Source organism: Streptomyces sp. NPDC053541 (assembly GCF_044544705.1).
Classification (GTDB): Bacteria; Actinomycetota; Actinomycetes; order Streptomycetales; family Streptomycetaceae; genus Streptomyces.
In genome coordinates this window covers 429,174-446,495 of sequence record NZ_JBITXM010000001.1, presented here as the reverse complement: position 1 = coordinate 446,495, position 17,322 = coordinate 429,174, and the positions used below count along the sequence as shown (strand labels likewise).

The following is a 17,322-nucleotide window of genomic DNA, read 5'->3' as shown; positions in this document are numbered from 1 at the left end:
CCCCGCACGCCGAAGGGCGGCACCCCGTGCGGGGTGCCGCCCTTCTTGGCGTTTCTCGCTACTTACTGGTTGTACGGACCGTAGTCGTAGTCCTCCAGCGGAACGGCCTGGCCGGAGCCGGTGCCGAACGGCGAGTAGTCGATGTCGTCGTAGCCGACGGCCGAGTACATCGCGGCCTTGGCCTCCTCGGTCGGCTCGACCCGGATGTTGCGGTAGCGGGACAGACCCGTACCGGCCGGGATGAGCTTACCGATGATGACGTTCTCCTTGAGGCCGATGAGGCTGTCGGACTTGGCGTTGATCGCCGCGTCCGTCAGGACTCGGGTCGTCTCCTGGAAGGAGGCGGCCGACAGCCAGGACTCCGTCGCCAGCGAGGCCTTGGTGATACCCATCAGCTGCGGACGGCCGGAGGCCGGGTGGCCGCCTTCCTGGACCACACGACGGTTCTCGGTCTCGAACTTCGAGCGCTCGACGAGCTCGCCCGGCAGCAGCTCCGCGTCGCCGGACTCGATGATCGTCACGCGGCGCAGCATCTGCCGGATGATGATCTCGATGTGCTTGTCGTGGATCGACACGCCCTGCGAGTTGTAGACCTTCTGCACCTCGCCGACCAGGTGGACCTGGACGGCGCGCTGGCCGAGGATGCGCAGCACGTCGTGCGGGTTGGTGGCACCCACGGTGAGCTTCTGGCCCACCTCGACGTGGTCGCCCTCGCCCACCAGGAGACGGGCACGCTTCGAGATCGGGTAGGCCGTCTCGTCGGTGCCGTCGTCCGGGGTGACGACGATCTTCTTGGTCTTCTCGGTCTCCTCGATGCGGACGCGACCGGCCGCCTCGGAGATCGGGGCGACACCCTTGGGCTGACGCGCCTCGAAGAGCTCGACGACACGCGGCAGACCCTGGGTGATGTCGTCACCGGCCACACCACCGGTGTGGAAGGTACGCATCGTCAGCTGGGTACCGGGCTCACCGATGGACTGGGCGGCGATGATGCCGACCGCCTCACCGATGTCGACCAGCTTGCCGGTGGCGAGCGAGCGTCCGTAGCACATGGCGCAGGTGCCGACGGCGGACTCACAGGTCAGGACCGAGCGGGTCTTGACCTCCTCGACGCCCGCGGTGACCAGCTGGTCGATGAGCACGTCACCGAGGTCGACGCCGGCCGGGGCCAGCACCTTGCCGTCGACGACGACGTCCTCGGCGAGGCAGCGCGCGTACACGCTGGTCTCGACGTCATCGGCCTTGCGCAGCACGCCGGCCTCGTCCTTGGCCGCGATCCGCAGCTTCAGACCGCGGTCGGTGCCACAGTCCTCCTCGCGGATGATCACGTCCTGCGAGACGTCCACCAGACGACGGGTCAGGTAACCCGAGTCGGCGGTACGCAGGGCGGTGTCGGCGAGACCCTTACGGGCACCGTGGGTCGAGATGAAGTACTCGAGCACGGAGAGGCCCTCGCGGAACGAGGCCTTGATCGGACGCGGGATGGTCTCGTTCTTCGCGTTCGACACCAGACCACGCATACCGGCGATCTGCCGCATCTGCATCATGTTTCCTCGGGCACCCGAGTCAACCATCATGAAGATGGGGTTGGTCTTGGGGAAGTTCGCGTTCATCGCCTCGGCGACCTCGTTGGTCGCCTTGGTCCAGATCGCGATGAGCTCCTGCGTGCGCTCTTCCTTGGTGATCAGACCGCGCTCGTACTGCTTCTGGACCTTCTCGTCCTGGGCCTCGTAGCCCGCGACGATCTCCTTCTTCGCCTCCGGGACGACGACGTCCGAGATGGCGACGGTGACGCCGGAGCGGGTGGCCCAGTAGAAGCCGGCCGCCTTCAGGTTGTCGAGCGTCGCCGCCACGATGACCTTGGGGTAGCGCTCGGCGAGGTCGTTGACGATCTCGGAGAGCTGCTTCTTGCCGACCGAGTAGTCGACGAACGGGTAGTCCTCGGGCAGCAGCTCGTTGAAGAGCGCACGGCCCAGGGTCGTCCGCAGACGGAACGAGTCACCCTGCTGCCACTCCGGCTCGCCCTCCTCGGCGACCGGGGGGACCCAGCCGCGCGGCGGAACGGTGCCGATCGGGAAGCGGATGTCGATCTGCGACTGCAGCGACAGCTCGCCGGCGTCGAAGGCCATGATCGCCTCGGCCGTGGAGCCGAACGCGCGGCCCTCGCCCTTGACGTTCCGCAGCTCGCCGTCGGTGGTGAGGAAGAACAGACCGAGGACCATGTCCTGGGTCGGCATCGTCACCGGGCGGCCGTCGGCCGGCTTGAGGATGTTGTTCGAGGACAGCATCAGGATGCGGGCCTCGGCCTGCGCCTCCGCGGAGAGCGGCAGGTGGACGGCCATCTGGTCACCGTCGAAGTCCGCGTTGAACGCGGTGCAGACGAGCGGGTGGATCTGGATGGCCTTGCCCTCGACCAGCTGCGGCTCGAAGGCCTGGATGCCGAGGCGGTGCAGCGTGGGGGCACGGTTCAGCAGCACCGGGTGCTCGGCGATGACCTCTTCGAGGACGTCGTACACGACCGTGCGGCCGCGCTCGACCATCCGCTTCGCCGACTTGATGTTCTGCGCGTGGTTCAGGTCGACCAGGCGCTTCATCACGAACGGCTTGAAGAGCTCGAGGGCCATGGCCTTCGGCAGACCGCACTGGTGCAGCTTGAGCTGCGGGCCGACGACGATGACGGAACGCGCCGAGTAGTCGACACGCTTGCCGAGCAGGTTCTGACGGAAACGACCCTGCTTGCCCTTCAGCATGTCGCTGAGGGACTTCAGCGGACGGTTGCCGGGGCCCGTGACCGGGCGACCGCGACGGCCGTTGTCGAAGAGGGCGTCGACCGCCTCCTGGAGCATCCGCTTCTCGTTGTTCACGATGATCTCGGGGGCACCGAGGTCGAGCAGACGCTTCAGACGGTTGTTGCGGTTGATCACACGGCGGTACAGGTCGTTCAGGTCGGAGGTCGCGAAGCGGCCACCGTCCAGCTGCACCATCGGACGCAGGTCCGGCGGGATGACCGGCACGCAGTCGAGAACCATGCCCTTGGGGCTGTTCGCGGTCTGCAGGAACGCGGAGACGACCTTGAGGCGCTTGAGCGCACGGGTCTTCTTCTGGCCCTTGCCGGTGCGGATGATCTCGCGGAGCTTCTCGGCCTCCTCCTCGAGGTCGAAGGACTCCAGGCGCTTCTGCAGCGCCGCGGCACCCATCGAGCCGTCGAAGTAGGTGCCGAAGCGGTCGCGCAGCTCGCGGTAGAGCAGCTCGTCGCCCTCCAGGTCCTGGACCTTGAGGTTCTTGAAGCGGTTCCACACCTCGTCGAGGCGGTCGATCTCGCGCTGGGCGCGGTCACGGAGCTGCTTCATCTCGCGCTCGGCGCCCTCGCGCACCTTGCGGCGCACGTCGGCCTTGGCGCCCTCGGCCTCCAGCTCGGCCAGGTCGGCCTCGAGCTTCTTGGCCCGGTTCTCCAGGTCGGAGTCGCGGCGGTTCTCGATCTGCTGGCGCTCCACGGAGACGTGCGCCTCCAGGGAGGGCAGGTCGCGGGTGCGGCGCTCCTCGTCGACGTACGTGATCATGTACGCCGCGAAGTAGATGACCTTCTCCAGGTCCTTCGGGGCGAGGTCGAGCAGGTAGCCCAGACGCGACGGAACGCCCTTGAAGTACCAGATGTGCGTGACGGGGGCGGCCAGCTCGATGTGGCCCATCCGCTCGCGGCGCACCTTGGCGCGGGTGACCTCGACGCCACACCGCTCACAGATGATGCCCTTGAAGCGGACGCGCTTGTACTTGCCGCAGTAGCACTCCCAGTCCCGGGTCGGACCGAAGATCTTCTCGCAGAAGAGTCCGTCCTTCTCGGGCTTCAGGGTGCGGTAGTTGATGGTCTCCGGCTTCTTGACCTCGCCGTGGCTCCACTGGCGGATGTCGTCAGCGGTGGCCAGACCGATCCGGAGCTCGTCGAAGAAGTTGACGTCGAGCACTATGCGTCAATCCCTCTCAGGGTTGTTAAGGCTGTGGGTCTGATACGGGGGTCCTGGGGCCGGCGGGGGGCTCAGTGGCTGAGCCCCCGCACCGGACTCCCGTCAGACCTCTTCGACGCTGCTCGGCTCGCGCCGGGACAGGTCGATGCCGAGCTCCTCCGCAGCGCGGAAGACGTCCTCGTCGGTGTCGCGCATCTCGATGGACATGCCGTCCGAGGACAGCACCTCCACGTTGAGGCACAGGGACTGCATCTCCTTGATGAGCACCTTGAAGGACTCGGGGATGCCGGGCTCAGGGATGTTCTCGCCCTTGACGATGGCCTCGTAGACCTTCACGCGGCCGGTCACGTCGTCGGACTTGATCGTCAGCAGCTCCTGGAGGGCGTACGCGGCGCCGTAAGCCTCCAGCGCCCACACCTCCATCTCACCGAAGCGCTGACCACCGAACTGGGCCTTACCACCCAGCGGCTGCTGGGTGATCATCGAGTACGGGCCGGTCGAGCGGGCGTGCAGCTTGTCGTCGACCAGGTGGTGGAGCTTGAGGATGTACATGTACCCGACGGAGATCGGGTCCGGGAACGGCTCGCCGGAGCGGCCGTCGAACAGGCGCGCCTTGCCGGACGGGAGCACCATGCGCTCGCCGTCGCGGTTCGGGATGGTGTGCTGGAGCAGACCCGCGAGCTCGTCCTCGCGCGCACCGTCGAAGACCGGGGTGGCGACGTTGGTGCCGGGGGCGACCTGGTCGGCACCGATGGCCTGGAGGCGCTGCGCCCACTCGTCGGCGAGGCCGGAGACGTCCCAGCCGCGGCTGGCGAGCCAGCCGAGGTGGATCTCCAGGACCTGTCCCGGGTTCATTCGGGACGGGACGCCGAGCGGGTTGAGGATGATGTCGACCGGGGTGCCGTCCTCGAGGAAGGGCATGTCCTCGATCGGGAGGATCTTGGAGATGACACCCTTGTTGCCGTGACGGCCGGCGAGCTTGTCACCGTCGGTGATCTTGCGCTTCTGGGCGACGTAGACGCGGACCAGCTGGTTCACGCCCGGGGGAAGCTCGTCGCCCTCCTCGCGGTCGAAGACGCGGACGCCGATGACCTTGCCGGTCTCGCCGTGCGGCACCTTCAGCGAGGTGTCACGGACCTCACGGGCCTTCTCGCCGAAGATCGCGCGGAGCAGGCGCTCCTCCGGGGTCAGCTCGGTCTCGCCCTTCGGGGTGACCTTGCCGACCAGGATGTCGCCGGCGACGACCTCGGCACCGATGCGGATGATGCCGCGCTCGTCGAGGTCGGCCAGGACCTCCTCGGAGACGTTCGGGATGTCCCGGGTGATCTCCTCGGGGCCGAGCTTGGTGTCACGGGCGTCGACCTCGTGCTCCTCGATGTGGATCGAGGAGAGGACGTCGTCCTGCACGAGGCGCTGCGACAGGATGATCGCGTCCTCGTAGTTGTGACCCTCCCACGGCATGAACGCCACGAGCAGGTTCTTGCCGAGCGCCATCTCACCGTTCTCGGTGGCGGGGCCGTCGGCGAGGACCTGGCCCTCGATCACGCGGTCGCCCTCGGAGACGACGACCTTCTGGTTGACCGAGGTGCCCTGGTTCGAGCGGGAGAACTTGGCCAGGCGGTACGTGATGTAGGTGCCGTCGTCGTTGGCCACGGTGATGTAGTCCGCGGACAGCTCCTGGATGACACCGTCCTTCTCGGCCTTGAGCACGTCGCCGGCGTCGGTGGCGCAGCGGTACTCCATGCCGGTGCCGACGAGCGGGGCCTCCGACTTAATCAGCGGGACGGCCTGACGCATCATGTTCGCGCCCATGAGGGCACGGTTGGCGTCGTCGTGCTCGAGGAAGGGGATCATGGCGGTCGCGACCGACACCATCTGGCGCGGCGAGACGTCCATGTAGTCGACGTCGGCCGGGGAGACGTAGTCGACCTCGCCGCCACGGCGGCGGACCAGGACGCGCGGCTCGGTGAAGCGGAGCTCGTCGTTCAGGGTCGCGTTCGCCTGGGCGATGACGAAGCGGTCCTCCTCGTCGGCCGTGACGTAGTCGACCTCGTCGGTGACCTGGCCGTCGATGACCTTGCGGTACGGCGTCTCGATGAAGCCGAAGGGGTTGATCCGGCCGTACGAGGCGAGCGAACCGATCAGACCGATGTTCGGGCCTTCGGGGGTCTCGATCGGGCACATGCGTCCGTAGTGGGACGGGTGCACGTCTCGGACCTCGAAGCCGGCCCGCTCACGGGACAGACCACCCGGGCCGAGCGCGGACAGACGACGCTTGTGCGTCAGCCCGGACAGCGGGTTGTTCTGGTCCATGAACTGCGACAGCTGGCTGGTGCCGAAGAACTCCTTGATGGAGGCGACGACCGGCCGGATGTTGATCAGGGTCTGCGGCGTGATCGCCTCGACGTCCTGGGTGGTCATGCGCTCGCGGACGACGCGCTCCATGCGGGCCAGACCGGTGCGGACCTGGTTCTGGATGAGCTCGCCGACGTTGCGCAGACGACGGTTGCCGAAGTGGTCGATGTCGTCGGGCTCGACGACGATCTCGCTGCCGTTGGCACCGATGGTCTCGGTCTCGCCGGCGTGCAGCTTCACCAGGTACTTGATGGTCGCGATGATGTCGTCGGTGGTGAGGACACCCGCGTCCAGCGGCTCGTCGGCGCCGAGCTTCTTGTTGACCTTGTAGCGGCCGACCTTCGCGAGGTCGTAGCGCTTCGGGTTGAAGTACAGGTTCTCCAGCAGCGTCTGGGCGGCCTCGCGCGTCGGCGGCTCGCCCGGACGGAGCTTGCGGTAGATGTCGAGCAGCGCGTCGTCCTGGCCCTGGGTGTGGTCCTTCTCCAGGGTGGCGCGCATGGACTCGTACTCGCCGAACTCCTGCAGGATCTGCTCGGTGGTCCAGCCGAGGGCCTTCAGGAGGACGGTGACGGACTGCTTGCGCTTGCGGTCGATGCGCACGCCGACCATGTCGCGCTTGTCGATCTCCATCTCCAGCCAGGCACCCCGGGACGGGATGATCTTGGCGGAGAAGATGTCCTTGTCGGACGTCTTGTCGATGGAGGAGTCGAAGTAGACGCCGGGCGAACGCACGAGCTGCGACACGACGACACGCTCGGTGCCGTTGATGACGAAGGTGCCCTTGTTGGTCATGAGCGGGAAGTCGCCCATGAAGACCGTCTGGGACTTGATCTCGCCGGTCTCGTTGTTCGTGAACTCGGCGGTGACGAAGAGCGGGGCACCGTAGGTGAAGTCCCGGTCCTTGCACTCTTCGATCGAGTTCTTCGGCGGCTCGAAGCGGTGGTCGCGGAAGGTCAGCGACATCGACCCGGAGAAGTCCTCGATCGGGGAGATCTCCTCGAAGATCTCCTCCAGACCGGACTTCGTGGGGACGTCCTGTCCCGACTCAAGGGCGGCCTCGACGCGAGCCTTCCACGCGGCGTTGCCGAGCAGCCAGTCGAAGCTCTCGGTCTGGAGCGCGAGGAGGTTCGGAACCTCGAGGGGCTCCTTGATCTTTGCAAAGGAGATGCGCAGCGGGGCGGTGCTGGCGCCGTTGTTCGTATTGGTCGAGGCGTTGCGCGAGGCGGCCAAGAGGGGGTCCTTCCGAGGGCTCGGACTCACTGCGCGCGTACCGGTCCCTAGCGGAGCCCCGTGGAAGACGATGATCCGAATGGCCAAAAGGCCAGGTCAGAGTGGGTCGACCAGCGAAGCGGTTGCGAGGGTATGCCCCTGGTGACGGGCAGGGGACAGCTAACAGGCAGCGCAAAGGGTCAGTGTAGCCACTTGGCCCACTGATGTCCAGGGCGAGTTCTTCGCGACCCTCGTTGCTCTCAACTCCGCGATGCCTCGCGCCGTGCGGCGCACCTCGATACTGCCCGTTCGGTCGTCGATCCATGCCTCGGAATCGGATCGATGTGACGACGCGTCCTGAGAATTGCGCGGTCCGTGCTGTTCGTCAAGGCCCCCGCCGCTGCGCGGCGCACGGCGAAGATCACCTTACTCCGCTCCCCCGGGCCCGCACGACCGCCGCCACGCCGTCTCCGGGAACGCCGAAGGGCGACCACCCAGATGGATGATCGCCCTTCACGCTGCGAGCGTTACACGCCCTGCGAGAGTCGCTGACGCGACGAGGTGTTACTTGACCTCGACGGCGGCACCGGCGCCCTCGAGCGCCTCCTTGGCCTTGTCAGCGGCCTCCTTGTTGACCTTCTCGAGGACCGGCTTCGGGGTGCCGTCGACGAGGTCCTTGGCCTCCTTCAGACCCAGGGAGGTCAGCTCGCGCACGACCTTGATGACCTGGATCTTCTTGTCGCCGGCGCCGGTGAGGATGACGTCGAACTCGTCCTTCTCCTCAACAGCGCCACCCTCGGCGCCGCCACCGACCGGGGCGGCGACAGCGGCGACGGCCGCGGCGGCGGTGACGTCGAACTTCTCCTCGAAGGCCTTCACGAACTCGGAGAGCTCGATGAGGGTCATCTCCTCGAACTGGGCAAGCAGCTCGTCCTGGGTGAGCTTCGCCATGATGGGCGATCCTTCCACTAATTCGGCAGGTGCCGGATGTTCATGTGAGGCGGGCGTACTGACGGCCCGCTGTGACCCGTTCCGCCCGTATGGCGGTACGGATCAATGCGCGAGCCGAATTACTCGGCACCGCCCTGCTCGGCCTGCTTGGCACGAAGCGCCTCCGCGGTGCGGACGAACTTCGACGGCAGAGCCTTGAGGAGCGAGGCAGTCTGGGACTGCTTGCCCTTGAAGGCGCCGGCCAGCTTGCTGAGCAGAACCTCGCGGGACTCGAGGTCCGCAAGCTTCTTGATGTCGTCGGCGGAGAGAGCCTTACCGTCAAGGACACCGGCCTTGATGATGAGGTTCGGGTTCTCCTTGGCGAAGTCACGCAGAGCCTTCGCCGACTCCACCGGGTCACCGGTGACGAAGGCGACCGCCGTCGGACCAGCGAAGTGGTCGTCCAGCGCGGTGATCCCAGCCTGGTTGGCCGCAATCTTGGTCAGCGTGTTCTTCACCACGGCGTACTGGGCGTTCTCACCGAGGGAACGGCGCAGCGTCTTGAGCTGGGCCACGGTGAGACCCCGGTACTCGGTCAGCACGGCGGCGGTGGAGCTCTGGAACGCGTCCGCGAGCTCGGCCACCGATGCAGCCTTGTTGGGCGTCGGCATAGTGCGTCAGCCTCCTTCCGGGTGATGAGGACCGCTCAGAAGGGGCTGAACAAACGAAAACGCCCCGGGCGCAGGCGCACGGGGCTCAGCTCGACCGATCCGGAACGAAACGCACCGGGGCGGGAACTCTTCCACTGTCACCTGCGCGGGTCGCTCGCATCTCAGCGAATCCTTCGGCCACCGCGCCCTTGCAGGCACAGCGACGACCAGCGGTCTTTGGCTTCCTCAGAAGAGTACAGGAAGGGGTCGAGGAAAGGCAAATCGGGCCCCGCACCTTGGAAGGTGCGGGGCCCGATGACCGTCTAGCGAGCTTCAGAAGCTCAGACCGCGGCCGGGTCCTCCTCGACGAGGAGGTTGCGGGTGCGGTTGGCGTCGACCGGAATGCCGGGGCCCATCGTGGTGGTGATGGCGGCCTTCTTGATGTAGCGACCCTTGGCGGCGGACGGCTTCAGACGGAGGATCTCCTCCAGGGCCGCCGCGTAGTTCTCCACCAGCTTGGTGTCGTCGAAGGACACCTTGCCGATGATGAAGTGCAGGTTCGAGTGCTTGTCGACGCGGAACTCGATCTTGCCGCCCTTGATGTCGTTGACAGCCTTGGCGACATCGGGGGTCACGGTGCCGGTCTTGGGGTTCGGCATGAGACCACGCGGACCGAGCACGCGGCCGAGGCGGCCGACCTTGCCCATGAGGTCCGGGGTGGCGACGACGGCGTCGAACTCGTTCAGGCGCTGGCCCTTGGAGATCTCGTCGATGAGCTCGTCGGAGCCGACGATGTCGGCGCCCGCGGCGATCGCGGCCTCGGCACGGTCACCGGTCGCGAAGACCAGGACCCGGGCGGTCTTACCGGTGCCGTGCGGAAGGTTCACGGTGCCACGGACCATCTGGTCGGCCTTGCGCGGGTCGACGCCCAGACGGAAGGCCACCTCGACGGTGCCGTCGAACTTGGTGGTGGAGGTCTCCTTGGCCAGACGCACGGCCTCGAGCGGGGCGTACAGCTTCTCCCGGTCGATCTTGGCGTCGGCAGCCCGGAGGGACTTGCTGCGCTTCACTTCTGCTCCTGTGGGTTCAGGTGTGGAGTCGTGGTGCGGGCCAGCGCTTGGCCCTACCACTGGGGACTGCGAAGGACTGATCAGCCCTCGACCGTGATGCCCATGGAACGGGCGGTGCCGGCGATGATCTTCGCGGCGGCGTCCAGGTCGTTGGCGTTCAGGTCGGGCATCTTGGTGGTGGCGATCTCGCGGACCTGCGCCTCGGTGATCTTGGCGACCTTGGTCTTGTGCGGCTCGCCGGAGCCCTTCTCCACGCCCGCGGCCTTGAGGATCATCTTCGCGGCCGGCGGGGTCTTCGTGATGAAGGTGAAGGAACGGTCCTCGTAGACCGTGATCTCCACCGGGATGACCCAACCGCGCTGCGACTCGGTCGCGGCGTTGTAGGCCTTGCAGAACTCCATGATGTTGACGCCGTGCTGACCCAGCGCGGGGCCGACCGGCGGGGCCGGGTTGGCCGCACCGGCGTTGATCTGGAGCTTGATAAGCCCCGTGACCTTCTTCTTCTTGGGAGGCATAGCTCTCTCCGGGTCCTAGTGAGAGTTTTCAGCCGATCCATCCGGTCATCCGGATGGAGGCATACCGCACAACGATAACGGGTATAGCTGCGCGTCCAAAAACCGAGCAGGTCAGAGGGGCTGTGCAGCCCCTCTGACCTGTCCGGAAACTTGAGTCGTCAGTTCTTCTGGATCTGGTCGAAGCTGAGCTCGACCGGGGTCTCGCGACCGAAGATCTCGACGAGGCCCTTGACCTTCTTCGAGTCGGCGTTGATCTCGTTGATCGTCGCCTGGAGCGTGGCGAAGGGGCCGTCGGTGACGGTGACCGAGTCGCCGACCTCGAAGTCGAGCACCTGGACCTCGACCTTGCGGGCCGGAGCCGGCTTGCCCTCGGCCTCGGCGGCCTCGCGGGCGGCCTTCTCCTCGGCCTCCGGGGCGAGCATCTTGACGATCTCGTCCAGGGTCAGCGGGTACGGGTCGTAGGCGTTGCCGACGAAGCCGGTGACACCGGGGGTGTTGCGGACGACGCCCCAGGACTCGTTCGTCAGGTCCATGCGGACGAGCACGTAACCGGGCAGCTTGTTCTGCCGGACGTTCTTGCGCTCGCCGTTCTTGATCTGGACGATCTCTTCCTCGGGGACCTCGGCCTGGTAGATGAAGTCCTCGACGTTCAGCGAGACGGCGCGCTGCTCCAGGTTGGCCTTCACGCGCTTCTCGTAGCCCGCGTAGGTGTGGATCACGTACCACTCGCCGGGCAGGCCGCGCAGCTCCTCGCGGAGCGCGGCGATGGGGTCGACCGGGGCGGCGGGCTCGGCCTCGACCGCGTCCTCGACCTCGTCGGCCTCCTCGGCCTCTTCCTCGGCGGCCTCGATCTCGGCGACCTCGGTGCCGTCCTCGTCCTCGACGTCCGCGACCTCGTCGGTCTCGTCCTCGATCTCGACGGCGGCTTCCTCGGCGGCCTCGCCGGCCTCGGCGTCCGCAGCTTCGGCCTGGTCCTCGTCGGCCGCCTCGACGATGTCCAGCTCGTCCTCGACGGGCTCGGACTCGAAGGCGTCGTTCAGGTTCGCGTCAGACACGGTGGCTGCTTCTTCCTGCGCTACAGATGGGGTGGAACAAAAAGTCAGCCGAAGACGTACTTGACTGCTTCCTGGAAGCCATAGTCAATCACGGTCACGAGACCGATCATGATGACAACGAAGACAATCACCACAGTGGTGTACGTCGTCAGCTGGCTGCGAGTGGGCCAGACGACCTTGCGGAGCTCCGCGATGATCTGGCGGTAGAACAGCGCGAGACGGCCGAGAGGGCCCTTCTTTCCGCGCTTGCCGCCCTTCCGGGTCTTCTTGGACTCCGGCGCGGCATCCTCGGCATCAGGCATGTCGATGGAGCCTACGGCATCCGTCACGATGTCTCACCTGATTCCGGGTCGTGGCCGTGCCGCGCCCGGAATTGGAGCCGCACGGCGGTGCAAGGAGTACGTACATGCGCACACAACCTGGCGGTGTGTGTAGCAGGGCCGGAGGGACTTGAACCCCCAACCGCCGGTTTTGGAGACCGGTGCTCTACCAATTGAGCTACGACCCTTTGTGGTTCCCCCAACCTACCGCATCGTGAGATGTGGTCGGTGCGGGCCAACGAGCAGTGAGTGTACGTGGTCATGGGCCCCTACGTCGAACAGGAACCGCGCCGACCTGCCGAAGGGCGCCCGGCACGGCCCCGCGAACCGTGCGTACGACCGGGATTGACCGTTCCTGTCCGCTCCGTGAAACCTGTGTGCCGGGCCCGGACGGGGTCTGGGACGATGGCCGTATGAGCGCTGCTACCCCTCCCACCGAGCGCCGGGTCTCCGCCCGGATCGGTGCGATCTCCGAGTCCGCCACCCTCGCCGTCGACGCCAAGGCCAAGGCCCTCAAGGCCGCCGGGCGCCCGGTCATCGGCTTCGGCGCGGGTGAGCCCGACTTCCCGACGCCGGACTACATCGTCGAGGCGGCCGTGGAGGCCTGCAAGAACCCCAAGTACCACCGCTACACGCCGGCCGGCGGCCTGCCCGAGCTCAAGGCGGCGATCGCGGCCAAGACGCTGCGCGACTCCGGTTACGAGGTCGACCCGTCCCAGGTGCTCGTGACCAACGGTGGCAAGCAGGCCATCTACGAGGCGTTCGCCGCGATCCTCGACCCGGGCGACGAGGTCATCGTCCCGGCCCCGTACTGGACCACGTACCCCGAGTCGATCCGCCTCGCCGGCGGCGTCCCGGTCGAGGTCGTGGCCGACGAGACCACCGGCTACCGCGTGTCCGTGGAGCAGCTGGAGGCCGCGCGCACGGAGAAGACCAAGGTCGTCCTCTTCGTCTCCCCCTCCAACCCGACCGGCGCCGTCTACACCGAGGCCGAGACCGAGGCCATCGGCCGCTGGGCCGTCGAGCACGGCCTGTGGGTGCTGACCGACGAGATCTACGAGCACCTGGTCTACGGCGACGCCTCCGCCGTGTCACTGCCGGCGGTCCTGCCGGAGCTGCGCGACAAGTGCATCGTCGTGAACGGCGTCGCCAAGACGTACGCGATGACCGGCTGGCGGGTGGGCTGGATCATCGGCCCGAAGGACGTCGTGAAGGCCGCGACCAACCTGCAGTCGCACGCCACCTCCAACGTGAGCAACGTGGCCCAGGTCGCCGCGCTCGCCGCCGTCTCCGGCGACCTGGACGCGGTCGCCAAGATGCGCGAGGCCTTCGACCGGCGCCGCCAGACCATCGTGCGGATGCTCAACGAGATCGAGGGCGTCTACTGCCCGACCCCGGAGGGCGCCTTCTACGCCTACCCGTCGGTGAAGGCGCTGCTCGGCAAGGAGATCCGCGGCAAGCGCCCGCAGGACTCGGTCGAGCTGGCCGCGCTGATCCTGGACGAGGCCGAGGTCGCGGTCGTCCCGGGCGAGGCCTTCGGCACCCCGGGCTATCTGCGCCTGTCCTACGCGCTGGGCGACGAGGACCTGGTCGAGGGCGTGTCCCGGATCCAGAAGCTGCTCGCGGAGGCCCGCGACTGATCCGACGCCCTCCGGATTTTCGGAGGCGCTCCGACTGCCCTCCGCTTCTCGCGAAGCGGGGGGCAGTTTTTACGTTCGAGCAAGGTCCCGATCGGGGAATCGCCGTGCATACCGCCGTTCGGGTAAGGCAGGATCGGCCAATGGAGCACCCTTCCCGCGATCTCAGCACCCTGCCCAAGGCCCACCTGCACCTGCACTTCACCGGTTCGATGCGGCCCTCGACCCTGCTCGAACTGGCCGACAAGTACGGGGTGCACCTGCCGGACGCCTTGAAGAGCGGTACGCCCCCGCAGCTGCGGGCCACCGACGAGCGCGGCTGGTTCCGCTTCCAGCGCCTGTACGACATGGCCCGCTCGTGCCTGCGCGAGCCGGAGGACATCCAGCGCCTGGTGCGGGAGGCCGCGCAGGAGGACGTCCGGGACGGCTCGGGCTGGCTGGAGCTCCAGGTCGACCCCACCTCGTACGCGCCGCTGCTCGGCGGCCTCATCCCGGCCCTGGAGATCATCCTGGACGCGGTCGACGCGGCCTCCCGGGACACCGGGCTGGGGATGCGGGTCCTGGTCGCCGCCAACCGCATGAAGCACCCGCTGGAGGCCCGCACCCTGGCCCGGCTCGCGGTGCGCTACGCGGACCGGGGCGTGGTGGGCTTCGGGCTCTCCAACGACGAGCGGCGCGGCATGGCCCGCGACTTCGACCGGGCCTTCGCGATCGCCCGCGAGGGCGGCCTGCTCGCGGCCCCGCACGGCGGCGAGCTGACCGGCCCCTCCTCCGTACGGGACTGCCTGGACGACCTGCGGGCGGCCCGCGTCGGGCACGGCGTACGGGCCGCGGAGGACCCGCGGCTGCTGCGCAGGCTCGCCGAGCGCGGGGTGACCTGCGAGGTGTGCCCGGCGTCGAACGTGGCGCTCGGGGTGTACGACAAGCCGGAGGACGTGCCGCTGCGCACCCTGTTCGAGGCGGGCGTGCCGATGGCGCTCGGCGCGGACGACCCGCTGCTCTTCGGCTCGCGCCTGGCCGCGCAGTACGAGATCGCGCGCCGGTACCACGGCTTCACGGACGAGGAGCTGGCCGAGCTGGCGCGCCAGTCGGTGCGGGGTTCGGCGGCGCCGGAGGACGTCCGGGCGAAGCTGCTGTCGGGGATCGACGACTGGCTGGCGGCGCCGGCCGCGTGAGTCAGCCGATCCCCGCCATGAGGGTGCGGGCGATGGAGCGGGCGAAGGCGTCGAGGTCCTGCGGGGGCCGGCCGCCCGGGGTCATCTCCCAGGCGAAGGCCCGGTGCACGCAGGCGCCGAGGAGGAGGGAGGCCGCGGCGAGCGGGTCGGCGTCGGCCGCGATGCGCCCGTGCCGCTGCTCGGCGCGCAGGTACTCGGCGAGGCCCTCGATCGGCATGTGCGGGCCGCGGCCGAGCCCGCGCATGATCTCCTCGTGGCGCGCCTTGAGCTGCGGCTCGGCGTAGAGGGAGGCGGCCATCGGGAAGGTCTGCTCGTAGAAGAGCGCGGCGCGGCGGGCGATCTCGACCAGGTTCTCCTCGACCGTGCGGCCCTCGGGGTCGACGGCGAGGGTGCCGAGGAGGTCGCCGAGCCGGGGCAGCCGTTCGTTGAGGACGGTGACGAAGAGCTCCTCCTTGCTGGAGAAGTACTTGTAGAGCGCCGCCTCGGAGCAGCCGGCCGCCTTGGCGATCTCCTTGGTGGTGGTGCGGGCCAGGCCGGCGGTGTGCATGAGGTCCCGGGCGGCGTCGATGATCCGGGTCCGGGTCGGCTTCTGCTCCACGCATGCTCCCGATGGACGGCCTGACGGCTTGACGAGTGAGTGAGTGCTTACCCACCCTAGGGGTGAGTGAACACTTACCCACCCCGACAGGAGGGTGTGCCATGAAGCTCACCGTCTTCGGTGCCACCGGCGGCATCGGCCAGGAGATCGTCCGCCAGGCCCTCGACGCGGGCCACGAGGTGACCGCCGTCGTCCGCGACCCGGCCCGCTTCCCCGTCACCGGCCCCCGGCTCGACGTCTTCCGCTCCGACCTGTCCGACCCCGCGGCCCTGCGCCCTGCGGTGGCCGGCCGGGACGCGGTCCTCTCCGGCCTCGGCGCCCGCAACCGCGCCGACGCGGCCACCGGCGTCGCCGCCCGCCTGACCCGCGCCGTCCTGCGCGCCATGGAACCCACCACGACCCGCCGCCTGGTCGTGGTCAGCGCCGCGCCCGTGGGCCCGGTCCCGGAGGGTCAGGGCGTCGCCGACAAGGCGATGCTCGCGATCATCAACTCCGTCCTCAAGGACGTCTACACCGATCTGCGCGCCATGGAGGCCGAGCTCGCCGCGAGCGCGACCGACTGGACCTCCGTCCGCCCGCCGAAGCTGACGGACAAGCCGGCCACCGGCCGCTATCGCCGGGTGATCGGCGGCAACCCACCCCGCGGCCGCACCCTCGCCCGCGCGGACGTGGCGCACGCGATGCTGGCGACGGTCGACGACCCGGCGACGGTGCGGCAGGGCGTGGGAGTGGCGTACTAGAGCTCGACGCCGACGGTGACGGGCTCGTTGACCAGGGTCACCCCGAACGCGTCCCGCACCCCGGCGACGACCTCGCGCGCGAGGGCCAGCAGGTCCTCGGTGGTCGCCTCGCCGCGGTTGGTCAGCGCGAGGGTGTGCTTGGTGGAGATCCGGGCGGGCCCGGAGCCGTAGCCCTTGGTGAAGCCGGCCTTGTCGATCAGCCAGGCGGCGGAGGTCTTCATCCGCCCCTCCTCGCCCGCCGGGTACGCGGGCGGGGCGACGTCGGGGCCGAGCCGCTCGGCGACCCGGCCGAGGAAGGCCTCGTACTCCCCCGCCGTGAGGATCGGGTTGGTGAAGAAGGAGCCCGCCGACCACGTGTCGTGGTCCTCCGGGTCCAGGACCATGCCCTTGCCGGCCCGCAGCTTCAGGACGGTCTCGCGGGCGACGGCCAGCGGCACCCGGTCCCCGGCCTCGACCCCGAGGGCCCGCGCGGTCTCCGGGTACGCGATCGGCGCCGACATCCCACCGGCGTCCGCCAGCTCGAAGCGGACGCGCAGCACCACGTAACGGTCGGGCTGGTCCTTGAAGAGGCTGTGCCGGTACGAGAAGGCGCACTCGGCGTTCGTGAGGGTGACCGTCTCCTCGCCGCGCCGGTCGTACGCGACGACCTCGGTGATCGTGGCGGAGACGTCCTGCCCGTACGCGCCGACGTTCTGGATCGGGGTGGCACCGGCGGACCCGGGGATGCCGGCCAGGCACTCGATCCCGGCGAGCCCGGCCTCGACGGTCCGGGCGACGACGTCGGTCCAGACCTCGCCGGCGGCGACCTCCAGCCGGGTCCCGTCGAGGCTGAAGCCGGTGGTGGCGATGCGCAGCGCGGTGCCGTCGAAGCCCTTGTCCCCGATGACCAGGTTGGATCCGCCGCCGATGATCAGCAACGGGTCCCCGGCGGCGTCGGCCTCGCGGACCGCGGCGATGACCTCGTCGTCGGTGGTGGCGGTGACGAGCCGGGCGGCGGGGCCGCCGAGCCGGAAGGTGGTCAGGGGCGCGAGGGGGGCGTCGTGGAGGAGCTGCACGGGGACAAGGGTACGGGCCCCTCCCGAAGGGAAGGGCCCGTGTCGCTCGTC

The 17,322-nt window shown here is 68.4% G+C and carries 13 protein-coding genes and 1 tRNA gene; 3 read left to right on the top strand and 11 right to left on the bottom strand.

Annotated features, from left to right (window positions below; all coding sequences use genetic code 11):
* Positions 1–62 precede the first annotated feature (62 nt).
* From ACIGW2_RS02250 to ACIGW2_RS02210, 9 genes are all read right to left on the bottom strand, one after another.
* Positions 63–3,962, bottom strand: coding sequence for a DNA-directed RNA polymerase subunit beta' (locus ACIGW2_RS02250; protein WP_361575128.1), 3,900 nt, complete (start codon positions 3,960–3,962; stop codon positions 63–65).
* 102 nt (positions 3,963–4,064) lie between these two features.
* A complete protein-coding gene (gene rpoB / locus ACIGW2_RS02245) occupies positions 4,065–7,547 on the bottom strand; it encodes a DNA-directed RNA polymerase subunit beta (protein WP_356063710.1) in 3,483 nt (1,160 codons plus the stop codon).
* A gap of 543 nt (positions 7,548–8,090) precedes the next feature.
* Positions 8,091–8,477 (bottom strand): 50S ribosomal protein L7/L12, encoded by a 387-nt coding sequence (gene rplL, locus ACIGW2_RS02240; RefSeq protein WP_356063708.1) that lies wholly within the window; start codon positions 8,475–8,477, stop codon positions 8,091–8,093.
* A gap of 119 nt (positions 8,478–8,596) precedes the next feature.
* Positions 8,597–9,127, bottom strand: a complete 531-nt coding sequence (rplJ, locus tag ACIGW2_RS02235) for a 50S ribosomal protein L10 (RefSeq protein ID WP_361575123.1) — start codon at positions 9,125–9,127, stop codon at positions 8,597–8,599.
* Positions 9,128–9,447: 320 nt separating this feature from the next.
* Positions 9,448–10,176, bottom strand: a complete 729-nt coding sequence (gene rplA, locus ACIGW2_RS02230; protein ID WP_361575120.1) for a 50S ribosomal protein L1 — start codon at positions 10,174–10,176, stop codon at positions 9,448–9,450.
* Between the two features lie 80 nt (positions 10,177–10,256).
* Entirely contained in the window at positions 10,257–10,691 is a 435-nt protein-coding gene (rplK, locus tag ACIGW2_RS02225) for a 50S ribosomal protein L11 (RefSeq protein ID WP_128980827.1), read from the bottom strand.
* Between the two features lie 158 nt (positions 10,692–10,849).
* Positions 10,850–11,746: a transcription termination/antitermination protein NusG gene (nusG, locus tag ACIGW2_RS02220; RefSeq protein WP_361575116.1), complete on the bottom strand. Its 897-nt coding sequence runs from the start codon at positions 11,744–11,746 to the stop codon at positions 10,850–10,852.
* Between the two features lie 44 nt (positions 11,747–11,790).
* Positions 11,791–12,075 (bottom strand): preprotein translocase subunit SecE, encoded by a 285-nt coding sequence (gene secE / locus ACIGW2_RS02215; RefSeq protein ID WP_356063698.1) that lies wholly within the window; start codon positions 12,073–12,075, stop codon positions 11,791–11,793.
* A 106-nt stretch (positions 12,076–12,181) separates the two neighbouring features.
* A tRNA-Trp gene (locus ACIGW2_RS02210) sits at positions 12,182–12,254 on the bottom strand.
* A 225-nt stretch (positions 12,255–12,479) separates the two neighbouring features.
* Here ACIGW2_RS02210 and ACIGW2_RS02205 point away from each other — a divergent pair.
* Both ACIGW2_RS02205 and ACIGW2_RS02200 read left to right on the top strand, forming a co-directional pair.
* Positions 12,480–13,706, top strand: a complete 1,227-nt coding sequence (locus tag ACIGW2_RS02205; RefSeq protein WP_361575113.1) for a pyridoxal phosphate-dependent aminotransferase — start codon at positions 12,480–12,482, stop codon at positions 13,704–13,706.
* 140 nt (positions 13,707–13,846) lie between these two features.
* Positions 13,847–14,878: an adenosine deaminase gene (locus tag ACIGW2_RS02200; RefSeq protein WP_399840614.1), complete on the top strand. Its 1,032-nt coding sequence runs from the start codon at positions 13,847–13,849 to the stop codon at positions 14,876–14,878.
* Position 14,879: 1 nt separating this feature from the next.
* Here ACIGW2_RS02200 and ACIGW2_RS02195 read toward each other — a convergent pair whose 3' ends face one another.
* Entirely contained in the window at positions 14,880–15,476 is a 597-nt protein-coding gene (locus tag ACIGW2_RS02195; protein ID WP_391653210.1) for a TetR/AcrR family transcriptional regulator, read from the bottom strand.
* Between the two features lie 101 nt (positions 15,477–15,577).
* On the opposite strand from ACIGW2_RS02195, the gene ACIGW2_RS02190 reads away from it, so the two are divergent.
* Positions 15,578–16,216 (top strand): NAD(P)-dependent oxidoreductase, encoded by a 639-nt coding sequence (locus ACIGW2_RS02190; RefSeq protein ID WP_399840612.1) that lies wholly within the window; start codon positions 15,578–15,580, stop codon positions 16,214–16,216.
* Here ACIGW2_RS02190 and ACIGW2_RS02185 read toward each other — a convergent pair.
* Positions 16,213–17,271 (bottom strand): UDP-N-acetylmuramate dehydrogenase, encoded by a 1,059-nt coding sequence (locus ACIGW2_RS02185; RefSeq protein ID WP_391653212.1) that lies wholly within the window; start codon positions 17,269–17,271, stop codon positions 16,213–16,215. The genes ACIGW2_RS02190 and ACIGW2_RS02185 overlap by 4 nt on opposite strands.
* Between the last annotated feature and the right edge of the window lie 51 nt (positions 17,272–17,322).

Coding starts and splice junctions, on each gene's coding strand:
- rplL (WP_356063708.1), bottom strand. CDS start 8,477: ATGGCGAAGCTCACCCAGGACGAGCTGCTTGCCCAGTTCGAGGAGATG.
- rplJ (WP_361575123.1), bottom strand. CDS start 9,127: ATGCCGACGCCCAACAAGGCTGCATCGGTGGCCGAGCTCGCGGACGCG.
- rplK (WP_128980827.1), bottom strand. CDS start 10,691: ATGCCTCCCAAGAAGAAGAAGGTCACGGGGCTTATCAAGCTCCAGATC.
- ACIGW2_RS02205 (WP_361575113.1), top strand. CDS start 12,480: ATGAGCGCTGCTACCCCTCCCACCGAGCGCCGGGTCTCCGCCCGGATC.
- ACIGW2_RS02200 (WP_399840614.1), top strand. CDS start 13,847: ATGGAGCACCCTTCCCGCGATCTCAGCACCCTGCCCAAGGCCCACCTG.
- ACIGW2_RS02190 (WP_399840612.1), top strand. CDS start 15,578: ATGAAGCTCACCGTCTTCGGTGCCACCGGCGGCATCGGCCAGGAGATC.